Here is a 15,975-nt window from a genome sequence, read left to right on the forward strand (position 1 = left end):
GTCACACCGCGATATTGTCGATCAGCCGCGTTCCGCCGATTCTTGCCGCCACCAGCAGGCGGATCGGCCCGTCCGCCAGCGACGTCACGGGAGCCAGCGACTCGGCGTGGCGGGCCTCCAGATAGTCGAGCTCGAAGCCGGCCGAGATGATCTCGCCTTGCGCCTCGGTCACCGCCTTGAACAGGTCGTCGCGATTGCGCAGGCGCGCGGCTAGCTCTTGCATGACCTTGTGCAGCAGCGGCGCGAGCGCGCGATGCTCGGCCGAGAGGTAGCGGTTGCGCGAGGACATGGCGAGGCCGTCGGGCTCGCGGAAGGTCGCCAGCGGGACGATCTCGATGCCGAGGTCGAGATCGGCGGCCATCCGCGTCACCACCTTGAGCTGCTGATAATCCTTCTCGCCGAAGACGGCGCAATCGGCCTGACTCTGGGTAAAGAGTTTGCAGCAAACCGTTGCAACGCCTTCGAAATGTGTCGGCCGGAAGCGGTCGTCGAGGCCGACCGCGGCGGGGCCGAGCAGCAGGATGCGGGTGGCGAAGCCCGGCGGATACATCTCCTCGACCTGGGGGAAGAAGACTGCGTCGGCCTGAGCCTCGGCGAGCATCGCGCAGTCCTGGTCGAAGGTGCGCGGATATTTCTTGAAGTCCTCATGCGGGGCGAACTGCGTCGGGTTGACGAAGATCGAGGTGATGACGCGCCGCGCATGGCGCTGGGCTTCCTTCACCAGGGCGATATGGCCCTGATGCAGTGCGCCCATGGTCGGCACCAGCGCGACCTTCTCGCCAGCTTCATGCCAGGCCGCGACCTTTGCCCGCATGGCGGCGACCGTCTCGAAAACCGCTATCTGCGTCACTGCGCCTGTCCTTCTGTTTTGCGGACGGGTAGCAAATGCACGGGCGATGGCCAATATCAGGTCAGGTATGATTTGCAGCGCCGTCCGACCGGGAGCGCCATGAGCGACAAGACCGACCGCGCCCTGGGCAAGGCCGAAACCACCACGCCGAAGGCTGCAGGCGCCTCGACGCCGGGTGCGATCGACCGTTTCCTTGGGGCCGCCAAGCAGCTCGCGCCGCTGGCGACGGGGCAGGCGGGCCGGCTCGTCTTCGCGCTCGACGCCACGATGAGCCGCCAGCCGACCTGGGATCTCGCCTGCTCCTTGCAGGCGCGGATGTTCGAGGTCGCGGCGAAGAGCGGTGGGCTTGCGGTCCAGCTCGTCTATTTCCGCGGGCTGATGGAGTGCCGCTCGTCGGGCTGGGTCGGCGAGCCGCAGCGCCTCAACGGGCTGATGAGCCGGATCGCCTGCGAGGGCGGCCAGACGCAGATCCATCGCGTGCTCAAGCATGTCCGCAATGAGGCGAAGACCGTGCCGATCCGCGCCTTCGTCTTCGTCGGCGATGCGATGGAGGAGGATGTCGATGCGCTCGCCGCCCTCGCGGGCGAACTCGGCTTGCGCGGGATTCGCGGTTTCCTCTTCCAGGAAGGCCATGACCCCGCCGCCAGCGCAGCTTTTGCGACGATAGCGCGCCTGACCGGTGGCGCGCATGCGCGCTTCGACGTCAATGCGCCGGGCTCGCTGCTCGACCTGCTGCGGGGAGCGGCCGCCTATGCCAGCGGCGGGCGCGAGGCGCTGCTGCGGCTCGCCGGCGGCAACGCCGCGGTCAAGGGGCTCTTGAGCGCCATGGATGGAGGCCGAGCTTGAGTCTGTTTTACGGCGTCGCCGTGCTGATCCTGCTCTGGTGGGTGTCGAAACTGTTCGCCGGCGCCAATCCGAAGCTCCTGGCCAAGGCCGCGAAGACCGGAGGCGGCGTGCTTTCGCTCGGCGTCGCGGCCTTGCTGATGCTGCGCGGGCGGCTCGACATGGCGCTCTTCGTCGGCGGGCTCGGCGCCTGGCTGCTCGGCTGGAGCGCCTATGGGCCGGGCGGCATGCGCTTTCCCTGGGGCGGAGGGGCTGGAACAGGCACGACGCCGGGCGCGCGCTCCAAGGTCGAATCCAGGCTGCTGCAGATGGAACTCGACCATGACAGCGGCGGCATGACCGGCAAGGTCCGCGCCGGGGCCTTCGCGGGGCGCGATCTCGATGGCTTGAGCTTGCCGGAGATCAGCGCCTTGATGCGCGAATGCCTCGCCAGCGATCCTGACGGCGCCCGCCTGCTAGAGGCATATCTCGACCGCCGGACGCCCGGCTGGCGTGAAGACGCTGATCGTCACCGCGACACGGGGCAGGGCGGCGCGGCGGGCCCGGGCGCGATGTCGCAGCAGGAGGCCTACGAGATCCTGGGGCTTCAGCCGGGGGCGAGCGAGCAGGCGATCCGCGAGGCCCATCGGAGCCTGATGAAGCGGATTCATCCGGATGCCGGCGGCAGCAGCGGCCTTGCCGCTCGCGTCAACCAGGCCAAGGACGTCCTTCTGAAGTGAGCCGAATGGCGGCAGGGTGTGGGGCTGGAACGACATCGGTCTCAGATCCTTTCCTGTCCGTCAGCCGCGGGTCGCGAAGCAGGCGAAACCGTCGCGCTTCAGCTTCGCGCAGGCGTTCTGGGCGTCCTTGGGGTCCTCGAAGCCGGCGAAGCGGGCGCGGAACAAGGTGGCGCCGCCCTTCTCGACCTTCTCGGTGAAGCCTGAGGCATCGGCCAGCGGGCCTGCCGCCTTGGAGCGGGCGCGGACGAGGATGTCCTTGGCCTTGGCTTCGTCATCGGTGGCGCCGAGCTGGATGATCCATTTGCCGCTGGCGACGCTCGCCACCGGGCGGGCGTCGTTCGCCTTGGTGTCGGCCGCGGCCTTGGCGACGAGGGTGGTGGTGGCAGGTTCGGACTTCTTGTCCGCGACGGCCACGGCGACGGGCTGGCGCAGTTCGATCTTGCGCTCGGCCTGTTTCGTTTCTTGCTGCTTGATCTCCTGCGGCTTGCTCTGGGCGAGCTTGGCGAGGGCCTCTTCGTCGGGCTCGGAGACCTTGGCGATCGAGGAGGTGACGTCGACATTCGCCGGCGGGCGCAGGACCTTGGCGTCGGCCGGCTGGGAGCCGATCGACCAGCGCATCGCCGAAGGCGTCGTCGTGGCGGTCACAGCGCGCATGCCCGAAAGCTGCAGCGGCTGGGCCCCGACATTGAGCGGGCGCGGCGGCGCGATCGGCGTCGTGGTGGTGGCGGTGTAGGCGCGGGCGGCGGCGGGAAGCGGCGCTTCCTGCTGGATGCGCGGGCGCGGCACCGGCATGGGCTCGACGGCTGCGACAGCGACGGGCTGCGACGGCGCGGCAGCAACCGGCGCGGCGCGGCGCGGCGCCTCCTCCGGCTCGGGTGCTTCGGCGACCGTGGTCGAGGCGCGGCCGCTGGTGGCGGCGCGAGGCAGGTTGGCGACCACGAGGTCGGCCATGATCTTGTCGCGAGAGGCGCCGGAACGGCCGCCGAGCACGATCGAGACGATCTGGTGGCCTTCCGATTTGGCCGAGGTCATCAGGTTGAAGCCCGAGGCGCGGGTGTAGCCGGTCTTGATGCCGTCGACGCCCTCGATGCGGCCGAGCAGGCGATTATGACCCCGGATCGTGCGCTCGCCATATTGGAAGGAGCGCGTCTGGAAGAGCGGGAAATAGCGCGGGAACCGCTCCTGGATTGCACGAGCGAGGATGGTGAGGTCGCGCGCCGTGGTCAGGTTCGGCGGGGAATGCGGCAGGCCGTGCGGGTTGTAGAAGCGCGTCGAGCTCATGCCGAGCGAACGCGCCTTGCGCGTCATCATCTCGGCGAAGGCGTCCTCGGAGCCGGCAATGCTCTCGGCGACCACGACCGAGGCGTCGTTGGCCGAGAGCGTGATCATGCCCTTGATGGCGTCCTCGACCGCGATGGTGGAGCCCGGGCGCAGGCCGAGCTTGGTCGGCGGCTGGGCTGCGGCATAGGACGAGACCTTGAGCTCGGAATCCATGCTGAAGCGGCCGCGCTCCATCTGCTCGAACAGCATATAGAGCGTCATGACCTTGGTCAGGGAGGCGGGGATGCGCGGCGCATCCTCATTGACGGCGTGCAGGGTGCGGCCGCTCTTCACGTCCACGACCATGGCCGCGTAAGGCGGCGTATAGCCGCCGCCGGCGCCATGGTGGCGACGCTTGCGGGCTTCGGCCGGAGACGCGGCCATGCTGACCGCAATCGTGACGACACCGATCAGTCCGACGACCGCGCGAAGACGCGCGCGTCGGGTACCAACGCAACAAAAAGCCATGCAACCCGCCTCAACTCAGAACTCACGTCCCGATCCCGCACCACGTCAACAAACGTGGCGATAAGGACACAGTGAGGGAGGTTAGGCGGATGCGGTTACGGAGCCGTTAAAAAGCGACGCATCTGTTTCGGGCGGTCTGCGCCTGGTGCATTGCGGTGTGTCCTTGACATTCATGTTGCACTGCACAATATGTGGACTGTCCCCGGTGGTGAACCTTTTCATCTGGCCTTGGGGCGAGAAACCTGGGTCCGCAAGGGCTCGTCAGCAGAGGCGGCACTCCTGTGCCGGAGGGAAGAAACATGATCCAGCAGTTCGAGACGATCCAGAAGGCTTCGAAAGAGAACGTCGACGCGGCCCTGAAGGCTTTCGGCGCCACTTCCAAGGGCGTGCAGACCATTGCCGTCGAGGCTTCCGACTACGCCAAGAAGTCCTTCGAGGCCGGCACCGCGACGATCGAGAAGCTCGCCGCCGTGAAGACCTTGGACAAGGCGATCGAGATCCAGACCGACTACGTCAAGACCGCTTTCGAAGGCGCCGTCGCCCAGCTGACCAAGATGGGCGAGCTCTACACCGCTCTCGCCAAGGACGCCTACAAGCCGTTCGAAGGCATCGTCGCCAAGGCCGTTCCGGCCGCCAAGTGAGCTGACGCCACGCCGCCTTTGGCGGCGCAGGCTCGCTGACGCGATATGAAGCCCGGCCGCGAGGCCGGGCTTTTTCTATGGCTCCCTCAGCCGGGTCGACGCTTCATTCGTGAGCTGCCGGCGCCGCTATTCCGTCCAGGGCCGTGAGCGCGTGGTCGGGCAAGACGATATCCGCTGCAGCCAGATTGTCCCGCAGATGCGCGACGGACGAGGTTCCCGGGATCAGGAGGATGTTGGGGGATCGGTGAAGCAGCCAGGCGAGCGCGACCTGCATCGGCGTGGCGCCGAGCTGCGCGGCGACATCCGACAGGATCGAGGACTGCAGTGGGTTGAAACCGCCGAGCGGGAAGAACGGCACATAGGCGAGCCCGTCGCGGGCGAGATCGTCGATCAGGGCATCATCTGCCCGGTGCGCCAGATTGTACTGGTTCTGGACGCAGACGACCTCGACCATCCTGCGCGCATCCGCGATCTGCGTCGGCGTGACATTGCTCAGCCCGATATGACGGATGAGGCCCTTGCGCTGGAGTTCGGCCAGCGTGGCGAGCGGCGCCTCCAGCGATCCTTCCGCCGGGCCGTGGACATCGAACATGGCGCGGAGGTTGACGACGTCCAAAATATCGAGGCCGAGATTGCCGAGATTATCGTGGACCGCCTGCGTCAGTTCGTCGGCCGAGAAGGCCGGAATCCAGGATGCGTCCGCACCGCGCCGGGCGCCGACCTTCGTAACGATGACAAGGTCGTCGGCATAAGGATGCAGGGCTTCGCGGATGATCCGGTTGGTGACGTGAGGGCCATAGAAGTCGGAGGTGTCGATGTGGTTCACGCCGGCTGCCACCGCCTCACGCAGCACGGCCAGCGCCGCGTCGCGATCCCTGGGCGGGCCGAAGACGCCGGGCCCTGCGAGTTGCATGGCGCCATAGCCGAGGCGCTTTACGGGACGGTCACCGAGGACGAATGCGCCGGATGGTTCGATCGTGGACATGGATGATCTCCTCTGGGAACGACTGTCAGCTAGCCATTGCCGGTCCGCACGATAACCGGTCATAATCGGCACGGGCTGTGCGGGATTTAAAACAATGAAAGCCGATCTGAGCGACCTCAACGCCTTCGTGGCGGTCGCGCGCGCGAAGGGCTTTCGCGACGGCGCACGGGCCAGCGGCGGCAGCGCGTCGGGGCTGAGCGAAGCGGTTCGCCGGCTCGAGGCGCAGCTCGGTGTCAGGCTGCTCAACCGCACCACACGCAGCGTGGCCGTGACCGAGGCTGGCCAACGCCTGCTCGATCGTCTCGGGCCGGCTCTCCTGGAAGTGGAGACGGCGCTCGACGTCGTGAACAGCTTTCGCGACAGGCCCGCGGGAACGCTGCGCCTGAACGTGCCGGTCAGCGCGTCGCGACTCATCCTGCCCGCCATCGTGCCGCCGTTCCTGGCCGCCTATCCGGAGATCCGGCTGGAAGTGGTCGCCGAGGAAAGTTTCGTCGATGTCCTCGCGGCCGGCTGCGATGCCGGCATCCGCTATGACGAGCGCCTGGAGCAGGACATGATCGCGGTGCCGATCGGTCCCCGCGTTCAGCGTTTTGCGGCTGCGGCGGCTCCGGCCTATCTCGATCGCGCCGGACGGCCGGCGCATCCCCGCGACCTGCTCGGCCATGCCTGCCTGCTCGGCCGTTTTGCCAGCGGAGCCTTGACGACGCCATGGGAGTTCGAGCGGGATGGCGAGGTCGTGCGCGTCGACCCCGCGGGCCCGCTCATCGTCAGCGTGGGAGGCGCGGTCGATCTCGCCGTTGAGGCCGCGCTCGCCGGCAGCGGGATCATCTCCCTTTTCGAGGGCTGGCTGCGTCCGCATCTCGACAGCGGCGCGCTCGAACCGGTTCTCGAATCCTGGTGGCAGAGCTTTTCGGGACCATTCCTGTATTATCCCGGCAGGCGCCTGGTTCCCGCGCCGCTGCGGGCCTTCCTCGATTTCGTCAAGGCAGGGGGCGGCCAGGCCTGACATGCGCCGCCAGGCGGCGATCTTCTTCAACGCGCCTGTCTTCTTCAAACGATTGAAAACTGAGCCGTGCAGGTGCATGTGTTGGGTATGTCGCCGCACCGGTCGCGGCGCGCCCCAGCCAGCGGTTCGCACATGCTCGACAAAGCGCTTCCCCCACGCACGCTCACGCTCAACGCCGCCGACAATGTCGCGGTCGCGGTCGATCCTGTCGATGTCGGCGTCACCGCCGCCGGCGTGACGGCGCTGAAGCGGATTCCGCGCGGGCACAAGCTGGCGCTGAGCAAGATCGCGACCGGCGAGCCGATCCGTAAGTTCGGCCAGATCATCGGCTTCGCCACGGTCGATATTCCGCCCGGCGACTGGGTGCATGAGCAGAATACCGGCTTCCACGCCTTCGAGCGCGACTATGCCTTCTGCGCCGAGGCCAAGCCCGAATTCGTCCTGCCGGTCGAGCAGCAGGCGACCTTCGAGGGCTTCCGCCGCGCCAATGGCAAGGCCGGCACGCGCAATTATGTCGGCATCCTCACTTCGGTGAACTGCTCGGCTTCAGCTGCGCGCTTCATGGCCGAGGAGGTCAAGCGCTCGGGCCTGCTCGCCGATTATCCCAATGTCGATGGGGTGATCGCGCTGACCCACGGCACCGGCTGCGGCATCGACTATAATGGCGAGAGCTTCGAGGTGCTGAAGCGCACGACCTGGGGCTATGCCTGCAATCCGAACATGGCTGCCGTCCTCGTCGTCGGCCTCGGCTGCGAAGGCTTCCAGATCAAGCGGATGAAGGACGCCTATGGCGTCGAGGAGAGCGACGTCTTCCGCACGCTGACGATCCAGGAGACGGGCGGGACGAAGAAGGCGGTCGCCGCCGGCATCGAGGCGCTCAAGGTGATGCTGCCGATCGCCAACCGCGCCGTGCGCGAGACCGTGCCGGCCTCGGAACTGATGCTGGCGCTGCAATGCGGCGGCTCGGACGGCTATTCCGGCATCACCGCCAATCCGGCCTTGGGCAAGGCCGTCGATCTCCTGGTCGAGCATGGCGGCACTGCGATCCTGTCGGAGACGCCGGAGATCTACGGCGCCGAGCATCTGCTGACCCGCCGCGCCGCCACCCGCGAGGTCGGAGAGAAGCTCGTCGGGATCATCAAGTGGTGGGAGGACTATACCGCCCGCGCCCGGATGGACATGAACAACAACCCGTCGCCCGGCAACAAGGCCGGCGGGCTCACCACCATCCTGGAGAAGTCGCTTGGTGCGGCGGCCAAGGGCGGCACGAAGACGCTGGCCGCCGTCTATCATTATGCCGAGCAGGTGAAGTCCAAGGGCTTCGTCTACATGGACACGCCCGGCTACGACCCGGTCTCCGCCACGGGGCAGGTCGCCGGCGGCGCCAATATCCTCGCCTTCACCACGGGCCGCGGCTCGGCCTATGGCTGCAAGCCGACGCCTTCGGTGAAGCTCGCCACCAACACGCCGATGTATCTGAAGCAGACCGACGACATGGACATCAATTGCGGCGATGTGCTCGACGGCGTGACGCTGGAAGAGAAGGGCAAGGAGATCTTCGACTACCTGCTGCGCATCGCTTCGGGCGAGCATTCGAAGTCCGAAGAGATGGGCTATGGCGACGCCGAATTCGTGCCCTGGCAGATCGGGGCGACGATGTGAGCTTGGCCTTCTCCCGCATCAAAGTCGGCTGTTGCCGACTTTGACAGTTCGGTTGCCCATCTCGGGCAAGCCCGAGATGGCTGGGAGAAGGTGTCGCCGCAGGCGACGGATGAGAGAAGGGTCGCGCTAGCGGCCCTTTTTCTTGCGGCCAGAAGACTTCTCTCATCCGACACGGTTCCGCCGCGCCACCTTCTTCCCCGAGGGGAGAAGGGAAACGTGCGCATTGACAGCGGCTCGTCCTGGCATGATAGCCGCGACCGGGTTTCTTCAACGCGGCCGGGGGGCGATCATGCGTAACATTCTTCTGGTGACGGTTCCGCGCGTGCTGCTCGGGCTGCTTTTCCTCGTCAGCGCGGTCGACGGCTTCTGGTGGCTTGCCACCGGGGTGCACCTTATCCATCCGCCGACGAGCGAGCGCGGCGTCGCCTTCGAGACCGCGCTGCAGAATGCCGGCTTCTTCTGGCCGCTGTTGAAGACGGTCAATCTGGCGGGCGCGCTCAGCCTGCTCCTGAACATCGTGCCGGCCTTCGGATTGGCCCTGCTCGCTCCGGTGATGACGGTGATCGTGCTGTTCCACCTGGTGATCAACCCGCAGGGCATCCCTGTGGCGATCATCCTGGTGGTGCTCGGGAGCCTCTTGGTCTGGGCCTATCGCGAGCGCTACGCGGCGCTGTTCCGTTAGGCTCGACCGTCATTGCGAGCGTAGCGAAGCAATCCAGAGCGGCAGAGCAAGACCTCTGGATTGCTTCGCTGCGCTCGCAATGACGTAGAGCGGCTAAACCGAAAACCCGGTCAGCCTCTCGCCGAGCCCGCTGATCCGGTCGGCTGCGACATTGGCGATGGCGATGCGCAGATGCTGCTCCTGCTCCGGGCCGAAATAGGGGCCGGGCAGGGCCAGAACGCCGCGTTCCTGCACAAGCGCACGCGCGACCTCAGCGGCCGGCACGCCCGCGTAGGGATGCGCGACATAGGCGAAATAGGCGCCCGCCGCGAGCACGCGCCAGCCGTCCAGCGGGGCCATCGCGGCGCGGAACAAGGCGGCGCGGGCATTGATCTCGACGCGGTTGGCCTCGCGCCAGTCGCGGATGCCGTTGATGCCCCAGGTAATCGCCGCCTGGCCGGCGCGCACGGGGCTGATCTGGACGCAGTCGAGCACCTTGCCGATCTGCGCGACGACCGTCTCGCCCGCCGTGATCGCGCCCAGGCGCCAGCCCGGCACGGCATAGGCCTTGGAGAAGCTGTAGAGCCCGATGACGGAGTCTTGCCAAGTGCTTGCGGCAAAGACCTCATGTGGCCTCGCAACGCCTTCAGGCAGGAAATCGCGATAGGTCTCGTCGAGCACGAGCCAGAGCCCGCGCCGTGCACAAAGCTCGGCAAAGGCGGCGATGGTCGCCGCCGGATAGACCGCGCCGGTCGGGTTGTTGGGCGTCACCAGCACGATGGCGCGGGTGCGCGCGTCGATCAGCTTCTCGGCGTCCGCGACATCCGGCACGAAGCCGGCGGCGGGATCGCAGGGCAGAGGCCTCGGCTCGACGCCGAGCATGGTCAGCGTCATCTCGTGGTTGAAATACCAGGGCGTCGGCAGGAGCACATTGTCGCCGGCCCGGGCCAGCGCCATCATCGTGATGACATAAGCCTGATTGCAGCCCGAGGTGATCGCGATCTCACCGGGCGAAAAACGCGCGCCGTAGATATTCCCGATCTCCTTCGCATAGGCCTCGCGCAGAGCGAGATCGCCGGTGATCGCGCCATAGCGGGCGCTGTCGCTCGCGCCGGCGGCCTCACCGAGGCGCTGCAGCAACTCCTGCGGCGGCGGTGAACCAGGCACGGCCTGGGACAGGTCGATCAGCGGCCCGTTGCGGCCGTCATAGGAGCGCGCCCAGCCTTGGGCCTCCGGGATCGGAGGCGTGCCGGTGTCGAGCAGGTCGGGGTTCAAGGTGGCTTGCGGCGTCTTCAACATGGCAGGCAGCTTTGGGATGCGGCGGCGCCCTCGTCAATCAACTTGGACGCGGGCGGGTTATCACCCCATATCATTGCGCATGCAGGACGAGACCAACGACGCCATCGACGAACTCCATGCCATGCTCGACCGGGCAGCCGTGGTCGTCGGCTTTACCGGAGCCGGCATCTCGACTGAATCCGGCGTGCCGGATTTCCGCACGCCGGGCTCGCCCTGGATGGTCCACAAGCCGATCCCGTATGCCGCCTTCGCCGCCAGCCGCGAGGCGCGCATCGAGGCCTGGCGGCGCAAATTCGCGATGGACGACCATTTCGCCGGCGCCGGCCCCAATCGCGGCCATCGCGCTTTGGCCCGCTTGGTGAGCGAAGGCCGCTCGCCCGGCATCATCACCCAGAACATTGACGGCCTGCATCAGGCCTCGGGCATTCCCGATGAGCGTATCGTCGAACTGCACGGCAACGGCACCTACGCCGTGTGCCTGACTTGCGGCTGGCGCCATGAGCTCGCTGCGATCAGGCCGGCCTTCGAGGCGACGGGCGAGCCGCCGAGCTGCATTGTGTGCGGCGGCGACGTCAAATCGGCGACGATCTCGTTTGGTCAGGCCATGCCGCAGCTGCAGATGCAGCGAGCCCACGCGCTGACGCTGCAGGCCGATCTCTTCCTGGTGGTCGGCTCTTCGCTCGTCGTCTTTCCCGCCGCGACGATCCCCGTCATCGCCAAGCGCAATGGCGCCAAGCTCGTCATCGTCAACCGCGAGCCGACGGAGCTCGACGCCATCGCCGATCTGGTGGTGCGGGCCGAAATCGGCCCGGCGCTGGGGCGATTGGCGGGGTAGGGGGCTTGCGTCATGCGCACCATAGCTGACGCGGCCTGTCAGCATTCAGCCGGCCTGAGCTTCATTCCACTGGCGGCGGTGCTAAAAGACAGCTTGTGAGTTGAGCCCTCATCCTGAGGAGCCGCGAAGCGGCGTCTCGAAGGATGCTCCAAGAGGTTCCAGGGCCTCTGCGAGCATCCTTCGAGACGCTATTCCCAGGGGAATGGCTCCTCAGGATGAGGGCTGCGGGGAAGCTCAGGCAGTCTCCGAGCAAGACGTTCGGCTCCGTTCAGAGGGATTTCGGGATGGCTCACGACGCGTTGTTCGAGCGGCTCTGGAGCGGCGCTGCCCCGATGGAGGAGTGGACGGCGGCGGTGTCCGAGGGGGCGATCACGCAGGTCACTGATGACATCATCACCGTCCATACGACGTATTTCTGCGGCAGCGTCACGGCTATCCGCACCGATGCCGGGCTCGTCCTGATCGACACGGCCAAGCCCGATACCGCGGCCCGGACCCTGGCTGTCGTGCGAAGCTGGGACGACAGCCCGATCCACACCGTGATCTACACCCATGGCCATATCGACCATACCAGCGGCATCACGCTCATCGATGAGGAAGCCGATGCGAGGGGCCGCCCCAGGCCGCGCATCGTCGCCCATCGGAATGTGCGGCGCCGCATGGAGCGCTATGAGGCGTCGCACGGCTTCAACAGCCTGGTCCAGGGCCAGCAATTCAACAAGGCGGGCTATGTCTATCCGATCGGCCAGCGGCAGCCAGACGAGGTTTATGACGACAGCTTGTCGCTCACGATCGGCGGCGAGGAGATCGCGCTCTTCCACGGGCGTGGCGAGACCGACGACGCCAGCTTCGTCTGGCTGCCGAGGCGGTGCGTCCTGGCGACCGGCGACTTCGTGATCTGGGTGTTCCCCAATGCAGGCAACCCGCGCAAGGTCCAACGTTATGCTGCGGATTGGGCGGTCGCATTGCGGCGCATGCAAGAGCTCGCGCCGGAGATCCTGATTCCGGGCCATGGGCCGGTGATTTTCGGCAAGGAGCGGGCGGCGCAGGTGCTGCGGGACGGCGCGGAGGCGCTCGAATATCTGACGAGCGAGACGCTCCGGTTGATCAACCGTGGCGCTACGCTCGATGAGGTGCTGCACGCGGTCAAGGTTCCGCTGCGCTACCTGACGAAGCCTTATCTGCTGCCGAAATATGACGATCCCGAATTCCTGGTTCGGGCCATCTACCATTTCTATGCCGGCTGGTTCGATGGCGATCCGGCGCATCTGAAGCCAGCGCGGACGGCCGATCTGGCATCGGAGCTGGCGCGGCTCGCGGGCGGCGCGGACAAGCTTGCCGAGCGGGCCGCTATCCTGTCCGGGGAAGGCCAGACGCGGCTTGCGGCGCAGCTTGCCGAATTCGCCAGCGCGGCCGCTCCAGAGGACGTGCGCATCCAGGCGACCCGCGCGGCCGTTCTCCAGAGATGCATCGACGGCGAGTCCACGCTGATGGGCAAGGCCTTCCTCGCGGTCTACCAGCGTGATGCGGAAGAGAAATCGAAAGCCTGATAGAGGGCGGCCGAAACGGCTGCTGCCCTTCATGGACGCTCGACAGGCGGCGCTGTAAGCATTTCGACCGCTGGATGTCGGAGGAGACGCGCCATGGACGGGTTCACGGGCGGTTGCCGGTGCGGCGATGTCCGGATTGTGGCGTCGGGGCGCCCATACCGGGTCGGCCTCTGTCACTGTCTCGACTGCCGCAAGCATCACGGGGCGCTTTTCCACGCTTCCGCGGTGTTCCCTCAGGATGCGGTGACGATCACTGGCGAAACGCGCGACTATGCCGGGCGGTTTTTCTGTCCCCGCTGCGGCTCGCCCGTTTTCGCACGCAGCGGCGACGAAATCGAAGTGAACCTGGGGTCGCTGGATGCCCCTGACCAGCTGATGCCGACCTACGAGCTCTGGACCATCCGCCGAGAGGCCTGGCTGCCGCCGTTTCCGCTCATGCGACGATATGAGCGTGATCGTGACGCCACGAGCCGCTTTGAGGATTAGGTCGCACGAGCGGTGCGAGAGTGCCGTGCCGACATTCGATTCCGCCGGGCGAGGACGATAGCCAGGGAGCCGGCGGCCGCCCATAGGCGCATCGTTTTTCCCAGGGAAGCACCGGGCTGTGCTGCGGGCGATCGTTTCGGCCCGGCCAACGGCGCAGCCGGCAATCATGGCGGAGCAGGCCAGCCGCGGCCCTTCGACCTTTCGCCAGGACCAGGGGGCAACTCGGAATGATGGCTCGGTTTTGGAGGCCCAACATCCGGAGAACTGCCCCGGCGTCATGATTGCAGCTTTGGGGGCAGCGCAATTTTGGATGTCCCCCGATGACACAGAACGCCCCGAAAGCGAACGCAGATGCCGCTCTGGCATCCTCCCGTCTGGTCTTGAAACGGCTCGCCAATGCCTTGACCGGCGGAGCTTGTGTCTTCGCACTGTCGGTCCCGCTGCTCAACGAAGAGGTCATGGCTCAGGGTTGGCAGCTCAGCTCGCAATATTATTCTGGGGGCTCGACCTGGACGCTCCGCAAGCTTCGTCCGGGTAATGGCGCCATCAACGAGCTCAAGGAGCCGGCGCCTGCGAACAACTGCCCGGTCTCCGCCTTCGAGGTGGTGAACCCGAAGCGCGGAGAGCTGCGTTGCGTCGGCTATGTTGCCCCGTCCTGGCTGCGCTAGCCGGATGCGAAAGAGTGGGTGCCGGTTTTTCGCGTCGATCCTGCTCTCACTCTTAGATGAGAGCTGGATTCAGGTTTCAGATGGATCACCTTGTGATTGCCTCTGAAATTGTCCGGCTCTAGGGGCGGCCGGCCGGGGCAGCGAATTCCTCATCGAACGGCATAGTAGCCCGGCTGATCGATATCGCTGAGCAGGTCCGGGCCGGTCGGCCGCCAACCGAGCAGCGACCGCGTGCGTTCGCTCGACGCCGCCATATCCGCGCCTGCAAAGTCGGCGAACCAGCCGAAATGCTCGCGGCCACGCGATTCGATGGGCAAGCCGAGCCGGCGGCCGATCACCTCGGCGATCTTCTTGAACGGCGTGCCTTCGTCGGCGACCGCGTGATAGGCGGGCTCGGTCGCGCCCTGTTCGAGTGCGAGCCGGTAGAGGCGTCCAGCGTCCAGTCGATGCACGCCGGCCCAGCGGTTCTGGCCCTCGTCGATATAGGCCGACACGCCCTTCTCGCGCGCCATCGCAATCAGGATCGGGATGAAGCCGTGGTCGCCAAGGCCGTGGACCGACGGCGCGAGCCGGATCGTTGCCGCGCGCACGCCGCGCTGCGCCAGCGTTCGCGCCGCCGCCTCGGATCGACGTGGGAAGGATGGATCGGAGGAGGGCACGTCCAGCTCGGTCGCGACCCGGCCCGGTGCGAGGCGCGCGAAGCCCGAAGTGACGAGCAGCGGACGGTCCGATCCCTCCAGCGCGCCTCCCAGCGCCTCGATGGCGTGCCGGTCCTGCTGGGCATTCTCGGCGAATCTGGAAAAATCATGGTTGAACGCGGTGTGGACCACAGCGTCCGCTGCCGAGGCTGCGCCGCGCAAGGCGTCGAGATCGTCGAGCGTGCCGCGCAGCACATCGGCCCCAGTGGCTGCTAGCGCGGCTGCCTTTTCGTCGGAGCGGGCCAGGCCCGTCACTTTATGGCCGGCCCCGACCAGCTCCTGGACCACCGCCGAGCCGACCCAGCCGGTGGCTCCCGTCACGAATACACGCATGCGCTCAGCCTCCAGAATTCACCATTCACTTTGGCGATTGTGGGCAGCTGGATTATTCGGGTAAAGTAGTGAGATTATCCCAGTATAATTGCTGACAGGATGAGGCGCGATGTCCGATGGCAATCCGCTCGGTGTCTATCTCAGGAGTCGGCGGACGAAGCTCGATCCCGCGTCCTTCGGCCTCGCCGGCGGCCGGCGGCGAACTGCGGGGCTGCGCCGCGAGGAGGTAGCGCAGCGCGCCAATATCAGCGCGACCTGGTACACCTGGCTGGAGCAGGGGCGCGGCGGCAGCCCCTCTGCGGATGTGCTCGACCGGATCGCACGGGCGCTGACGCTGACGGATGTCGAGCGAGAGCATCTGTTCCTTGTCGGCCTCGGTCGTCCGCCCGAGATCCGTTATCGCGGCAGCGACGCGATCACGCCGCGATTGCAGCGCCTGCTCGACGAGCTGACCTACAGCCCCGCGATCGTCAGGACGGCGACCTGGGACGTCGTCGCCTGGAACCGCGCGGCAGCGGCCGTGCTGACCGATTATGGCGCGCTCCCGCCCGACCAACGCAACGTCCTGCGCCTGATCTTCTGTGACCCCCGCGTCCGCGCCGCACAGTCGGAATGGGAATCCGTTGCCCGCTTCGTCGTGGCCACTTTCCGGATCGATGCCGCTCGCGCGGGCGCCGACGCGGAGGTCGCGAAGCTGGTCGACGAGTTGAGCCAGGCAAGCCCCGAATTCGCAGCGATGTGGCGCGACAACAATGTCCAGACGCATGGCGACGGCGTGAAGCGCCTGCGTCATCCCCGGCTGGGACCGATCACCTTGGAGTACTCGGCCTTCGCGGTGGATGCGCGGCCGGATCTGAGCCTGATCGTCTACAATCCGGCCACGCCGGCCGATCGGAAGCTCATCGAGTCCCTGGTCGAAGGACTACCAGCAACGCCTTAGGCGGCGCAGGC

Annotated in this window: 16 protein-coding genes; 11 read left to right on the forward strand and 5 right to left on the reverse strand. The window is 66.7% G+C overall.

Annotation, left to right across the window (positions count from 1 at the left end; genetic code table 11):
- Position 1: 1 nt before the first annotated feature.
- The gene (gene panC, locus CYD53_RS07395; RefSeq protein ID WP_103717434.1) at positions 2-850 is read right to left on the reverse strand and encodes a pantoate--beta-alanine ligase; all 849 of its coding nucleotides are present in this window, start codon (positions 848-850) and stop codon (positions 2-4) included.
- 99 nt (positions 851-949) lie between these two features.
- Here panC and CYD53_RS07400 point away from each other — a divergent pair, with 99 nt between their 5' ends.
- Both CYD53_RS07400 and CYD53_RS07405 read left to right on the forward strand, forming a co-directional pair.
- Positions 950-1,696 (forward strand): hypothetical protein, encoded by a 747-nt coding sequence (locus tag CYD53_RS07400; protein ID WP_103717435.1) that lies wholly within the window; start codon positions 950-952, stop codon positions 1,694-1,696.
- Positions 1,693-2,412 (forward strand): DnaJ domain-containing protein, encoded by a 720-nt coding sequence (locus CYD53_RS07405; protein ID WP_103717436.1) that lies wholly within the window; start codon positions 1,693-1,695, stop codon positions 2,410-2,412. The genes CYD53_RS07400 and CYD53_RS07405 overlap by 4 nt, the downstream gene beginning before the upstream one ends.
- A gap of 60 nt (positions 2,413-2,472) precedes the next feature.
- Here the strand turns inward: CYD53_RS07405 and CYD53_RS30660 are convergent, their stop codons facing one another.
- On the reverse strand, positions 2,473-4,116 hold the full coding sequence (locus CYD53_RS30660) for a serine hydrolase (RefSeq protein ID WP_245928124.1): 1,644 nt from the start codon (positions 4,114-4,116) through the stop codon (positions 2,473-2,475).
- Positions 4,117-4,499: 383 nt separating this feature from the next.
- Here CYD53_RS30660 and CYD53_RS07415 point away from each other — a divergent pair, with 383 nt between their 5' ends.
- Positions 4,500-4,841: a phasin family protein gene (locus CYD53_RS07415; protein ID WP_069692005.1), complete on the forward strand. Its 342-nt coding sequence runs from the start codon at positions 4,500-4,502 to the stop codon at positions 4,839-4,841.
- A 103-nt stretch (positions 4,842-4,944) separates the two neighbouring features.
- On the opposite strand, the gene CYD53_RS07420 is transcribed toward CYD53_RS07415, so the two are convergent.
- Positions 4,945-5,826 carry an aldo/keto reductase family oxidoreductase gene (locus CYD53_RS07420; protein WP_103717437.1) on the reverse strand — a complete coding sequence of 294 codons (882 nt, stop codon included), beginning with the start codon at positions 5,824-5,826 and terminating at the stop codon, positions 4,945-4,947.
- A gap of 94 nt (positions 5,827-5,920) precedes the next feature.
- On the opposite strand from CYD53_RS07420, the gene CYD53_RS07425 reads away from it, so the two are divergent.
- The 3 genes from CYD53_RS07425 (at position 5,921) to CYD53_RS07435 (ending at position 9,176) form a co-directional block, all read left to right on the forward strand.
- Positions 5,921-6,832, forward strand: coding sequence for a LysR family transcriptional regulator (locus CYD53_RS07425; protein ID WP_103717438.1), 912 nt, complete (start codon positions 5,921-5,923; stop codon positions 6,830-6,832).
- Positions 6,833-6,964: 132 nt separating this feature from the next.
- Positions 6,965-8,494, forward strand: a complete 1,530-nt coding sequence (locus CYD53_RS07430) for a UxaA family hydrolase (protein WP_103717561.1) — start codon at positions 6,965-6,967, stop codon at positions 8,492-8,494.
- Positions 8,495-8,783: 289 nt separating this feature from the next.
- Positions 8,784-9,176: a DoxX family protein gene (locus tag CYD53_RS07435; RefSeq protein WP_146055842.1), complete on the forward strand. Its 393-nt coding sequence runs from the start codon at positions 8,784-8,786 to the stop codon at positions 9,174-9,176.
- 93 nt (positions 9,177-9,269) lie between these two features.
- Here the strand turns inward: CYD53_RS07435 and CYD53_RS07440 are convergent, their stop codons facing one another.
- A complete protein-coding gene (locus CYD53_RS07440) occupies positions 9,270-10,454 on the reverse strand; it encodes an aminotransferase (RefSeq protein ID WP_103717440.1) in 1,185 nt (394 codons plus the stop codon).
- 79 nt (positions 10,455-10,533) lie between these two features.
- Here CYD53_RS07440 and CYD53_RS07445 point away from each other — a divergent pair, with 79 nt between their 5' ends.
- From CYD53_RS07445 to CYD53_RS07460, 4 genes are all read left to right on the forward strand, one after another.
- Positions 10,534-11,289, forward strand: coding sequence for an SIR2 family NAD-dependent protein deacylase (locus CYD53_RS07445; protein ID WP_245928125.1), 756 nt, complete (start codon positions 10,534-10,536; stop codon positions 11,287-11,289).
- Between the two features lie 284 nt (positions 11,290-11,573).
- Positions 11,574-12,839, forward strand: a complete 1,266-nt coding sequence (locus tag CYD53_RS07450; RefSeq protein ID WP_181011747.1) for an alkyl sulfatase dimerization domain-containing protein — start codon at positions 11,574-11,576, stop codon at positions 12,837-12,839.
- 93 nt (positions 12,840-12,932) lie between these two features.
- Positions 12,933-13,325 (forward strand): GFA family protein, encoded by a 393-nt coding sequence (locus tag CYD53_RS07455; protein ID WP_103717442.1) that lies wholly within the window; start codon positions 12,933-12,935, stop codon positions 13,323-13,325.
- A 320-nt stretch (positions 13,326-13,645) separates the two neighbouring features.
- Positions 13,646-13,993 carry a hypothetical protein gene (locus CYD53_RS07460; protein WP_103717443.1) on the forward strand — a complete coding sequence of 116 codons (348 nt, stop codon included), beginning with the start codon at positions 13,646-13,648 and terminating at the stop codon, positions 13,991-13,993.
- Positions 13,994-14,142: 149 nt separating this feature from the next.
- Here the strand turns inward: CYD53_RS07460 and CYD53_RS07465 are convergent, their stop codons facing one another.
- Complete coding sequence (locus tag CYD53_RS07465) at positions 14,143-15,024, reverse strand: SDR family oxidoreductase (RefSeq protein WP_103717444.1); 882 nt, start codon at positions 15,022-15,024, stop codon at positions 14,143-14,145.
- A 109-nt stretch (positions 15,025-15,133) separates the two neighbouring features.
- Here CYD53_RS07465 and CYD53_RS07470 point away from each other — a divergent pair, with 109 nt between their 5' ends.
- A complete protein-coding gene (locus tag CYD53_RS07470; protein WP_103717445.1) occupies positions 15,134-15,964 on the forward strand; it encodes a helix-turn-helix transcriptional regulator in 831 nt (276 codons plus the stop codon).
- Positions 15,965-15,975 lie beyond the last annotated feature (11 nt).

This window comes from Allobosea psychrotolerans, assembly GCF_002917105.1.
GTDB lineage: Bacteria > Pseudomonadota > Alphaproteobacteria > Rhizobiales > Beijerinckiaceae > Allobosea > Allobosea psychrotolerans.

Coding starts and splice junctions, on each gene's coding strand:
- CYD53_RS07400 (WP_103717435.1), top strand. CDS start 950: ATGAGCGACAAGACCGACCGCGCCCTGGGCAAGGCCGAAACCACCACG.
- CYD53_RS30660 (WP_245928124.1), bottom strand. CDS start 4,116: ATGGCCGCGTCTCCGGCCGAAGCCCGCAAGCGTCGCCACCATGGCGCC.
- CYD53_RS07415 (WP_069692005.1), top strand. CDS start 4,500: ATGATCCAGCAGTTCGAGACGATCCAGAAGGCTTCGAAAGAGAACGTC.
- CYD53_RS07420 (WP_103717437.1), bottom strand. CDS start 5,826: ATGTCCACGATCGAACCATCCGGCGCATTCGTCCTCGGTGACCGTCCC.
- CYD53_RS07425 (WP_103717438.1), top strand. CDS start 5,921: ATGAAAGCCGATCTGAGCGACCTCAACGCCTTCGTGGCGGTCGCGCGC.
- CYD53_RS07430 (WP_103717561.1), top strand. CDS start 6,965: ATGCTCGACAAAGCGCTTCCCCCACGCACGCTCACGCTCAACGCCGCC.
- CYD53_RS07435 (WP_146055842.1), top strand. CDS start 8,784: ATGCGTAACATTCTTCTGGTGACGGTTCCGCGCGTGCTGCTCGGGCTG.
- CYD53_RS07440 (WP_103717440.1), bottom strand. CDS start 10,454: ATGTTGAAGACGCCGCAAGCCACCTTGAACCCCGACCTGCTCGACACC.
- CYD53_RS07445 (WP_245928125.1), top strand. CDS start 10,534: ATGCAGGACGAGACCAACGACGCCATCGACGAACTCCATGCCATGCTC.
- CYD53_RS07450 (WP_181011747.1), top strand. CDS start 11,574: ATGGCTCACGACGCGTTGTTCGAGCGGCTCTGGAGCGGCGCTGCCCCG.
- CYD53_RS07455 (WP_103717442.1), top strand. CDS start 12,933: ATGGACGGGTTCACGGGCGGTTGCCGGTGCGGCGATGTCCGGATTGTG.
- CYD53_RS07460 (WP_103717443.1), top strand. CDS start 13,646: ATGACACAGAACGCCCCGAAAGCGAACGCAGATGCCGCTCTGGCATCC.
- CYD53_RS07465 (WP_103717444.1), bottom strand. CDS start 15,024: ATGCGTGTATTCGTGACGGGAGCCACCGGCTGGGTCGGCTCGGCGGTG.
- CYD53_RS07470 (WP_103717445.1), top strand. CDS start 15,134: ATGTCCGATGGCAATCCGCTCGGTGTCTATCTCAGGAGTCGGCGGACG.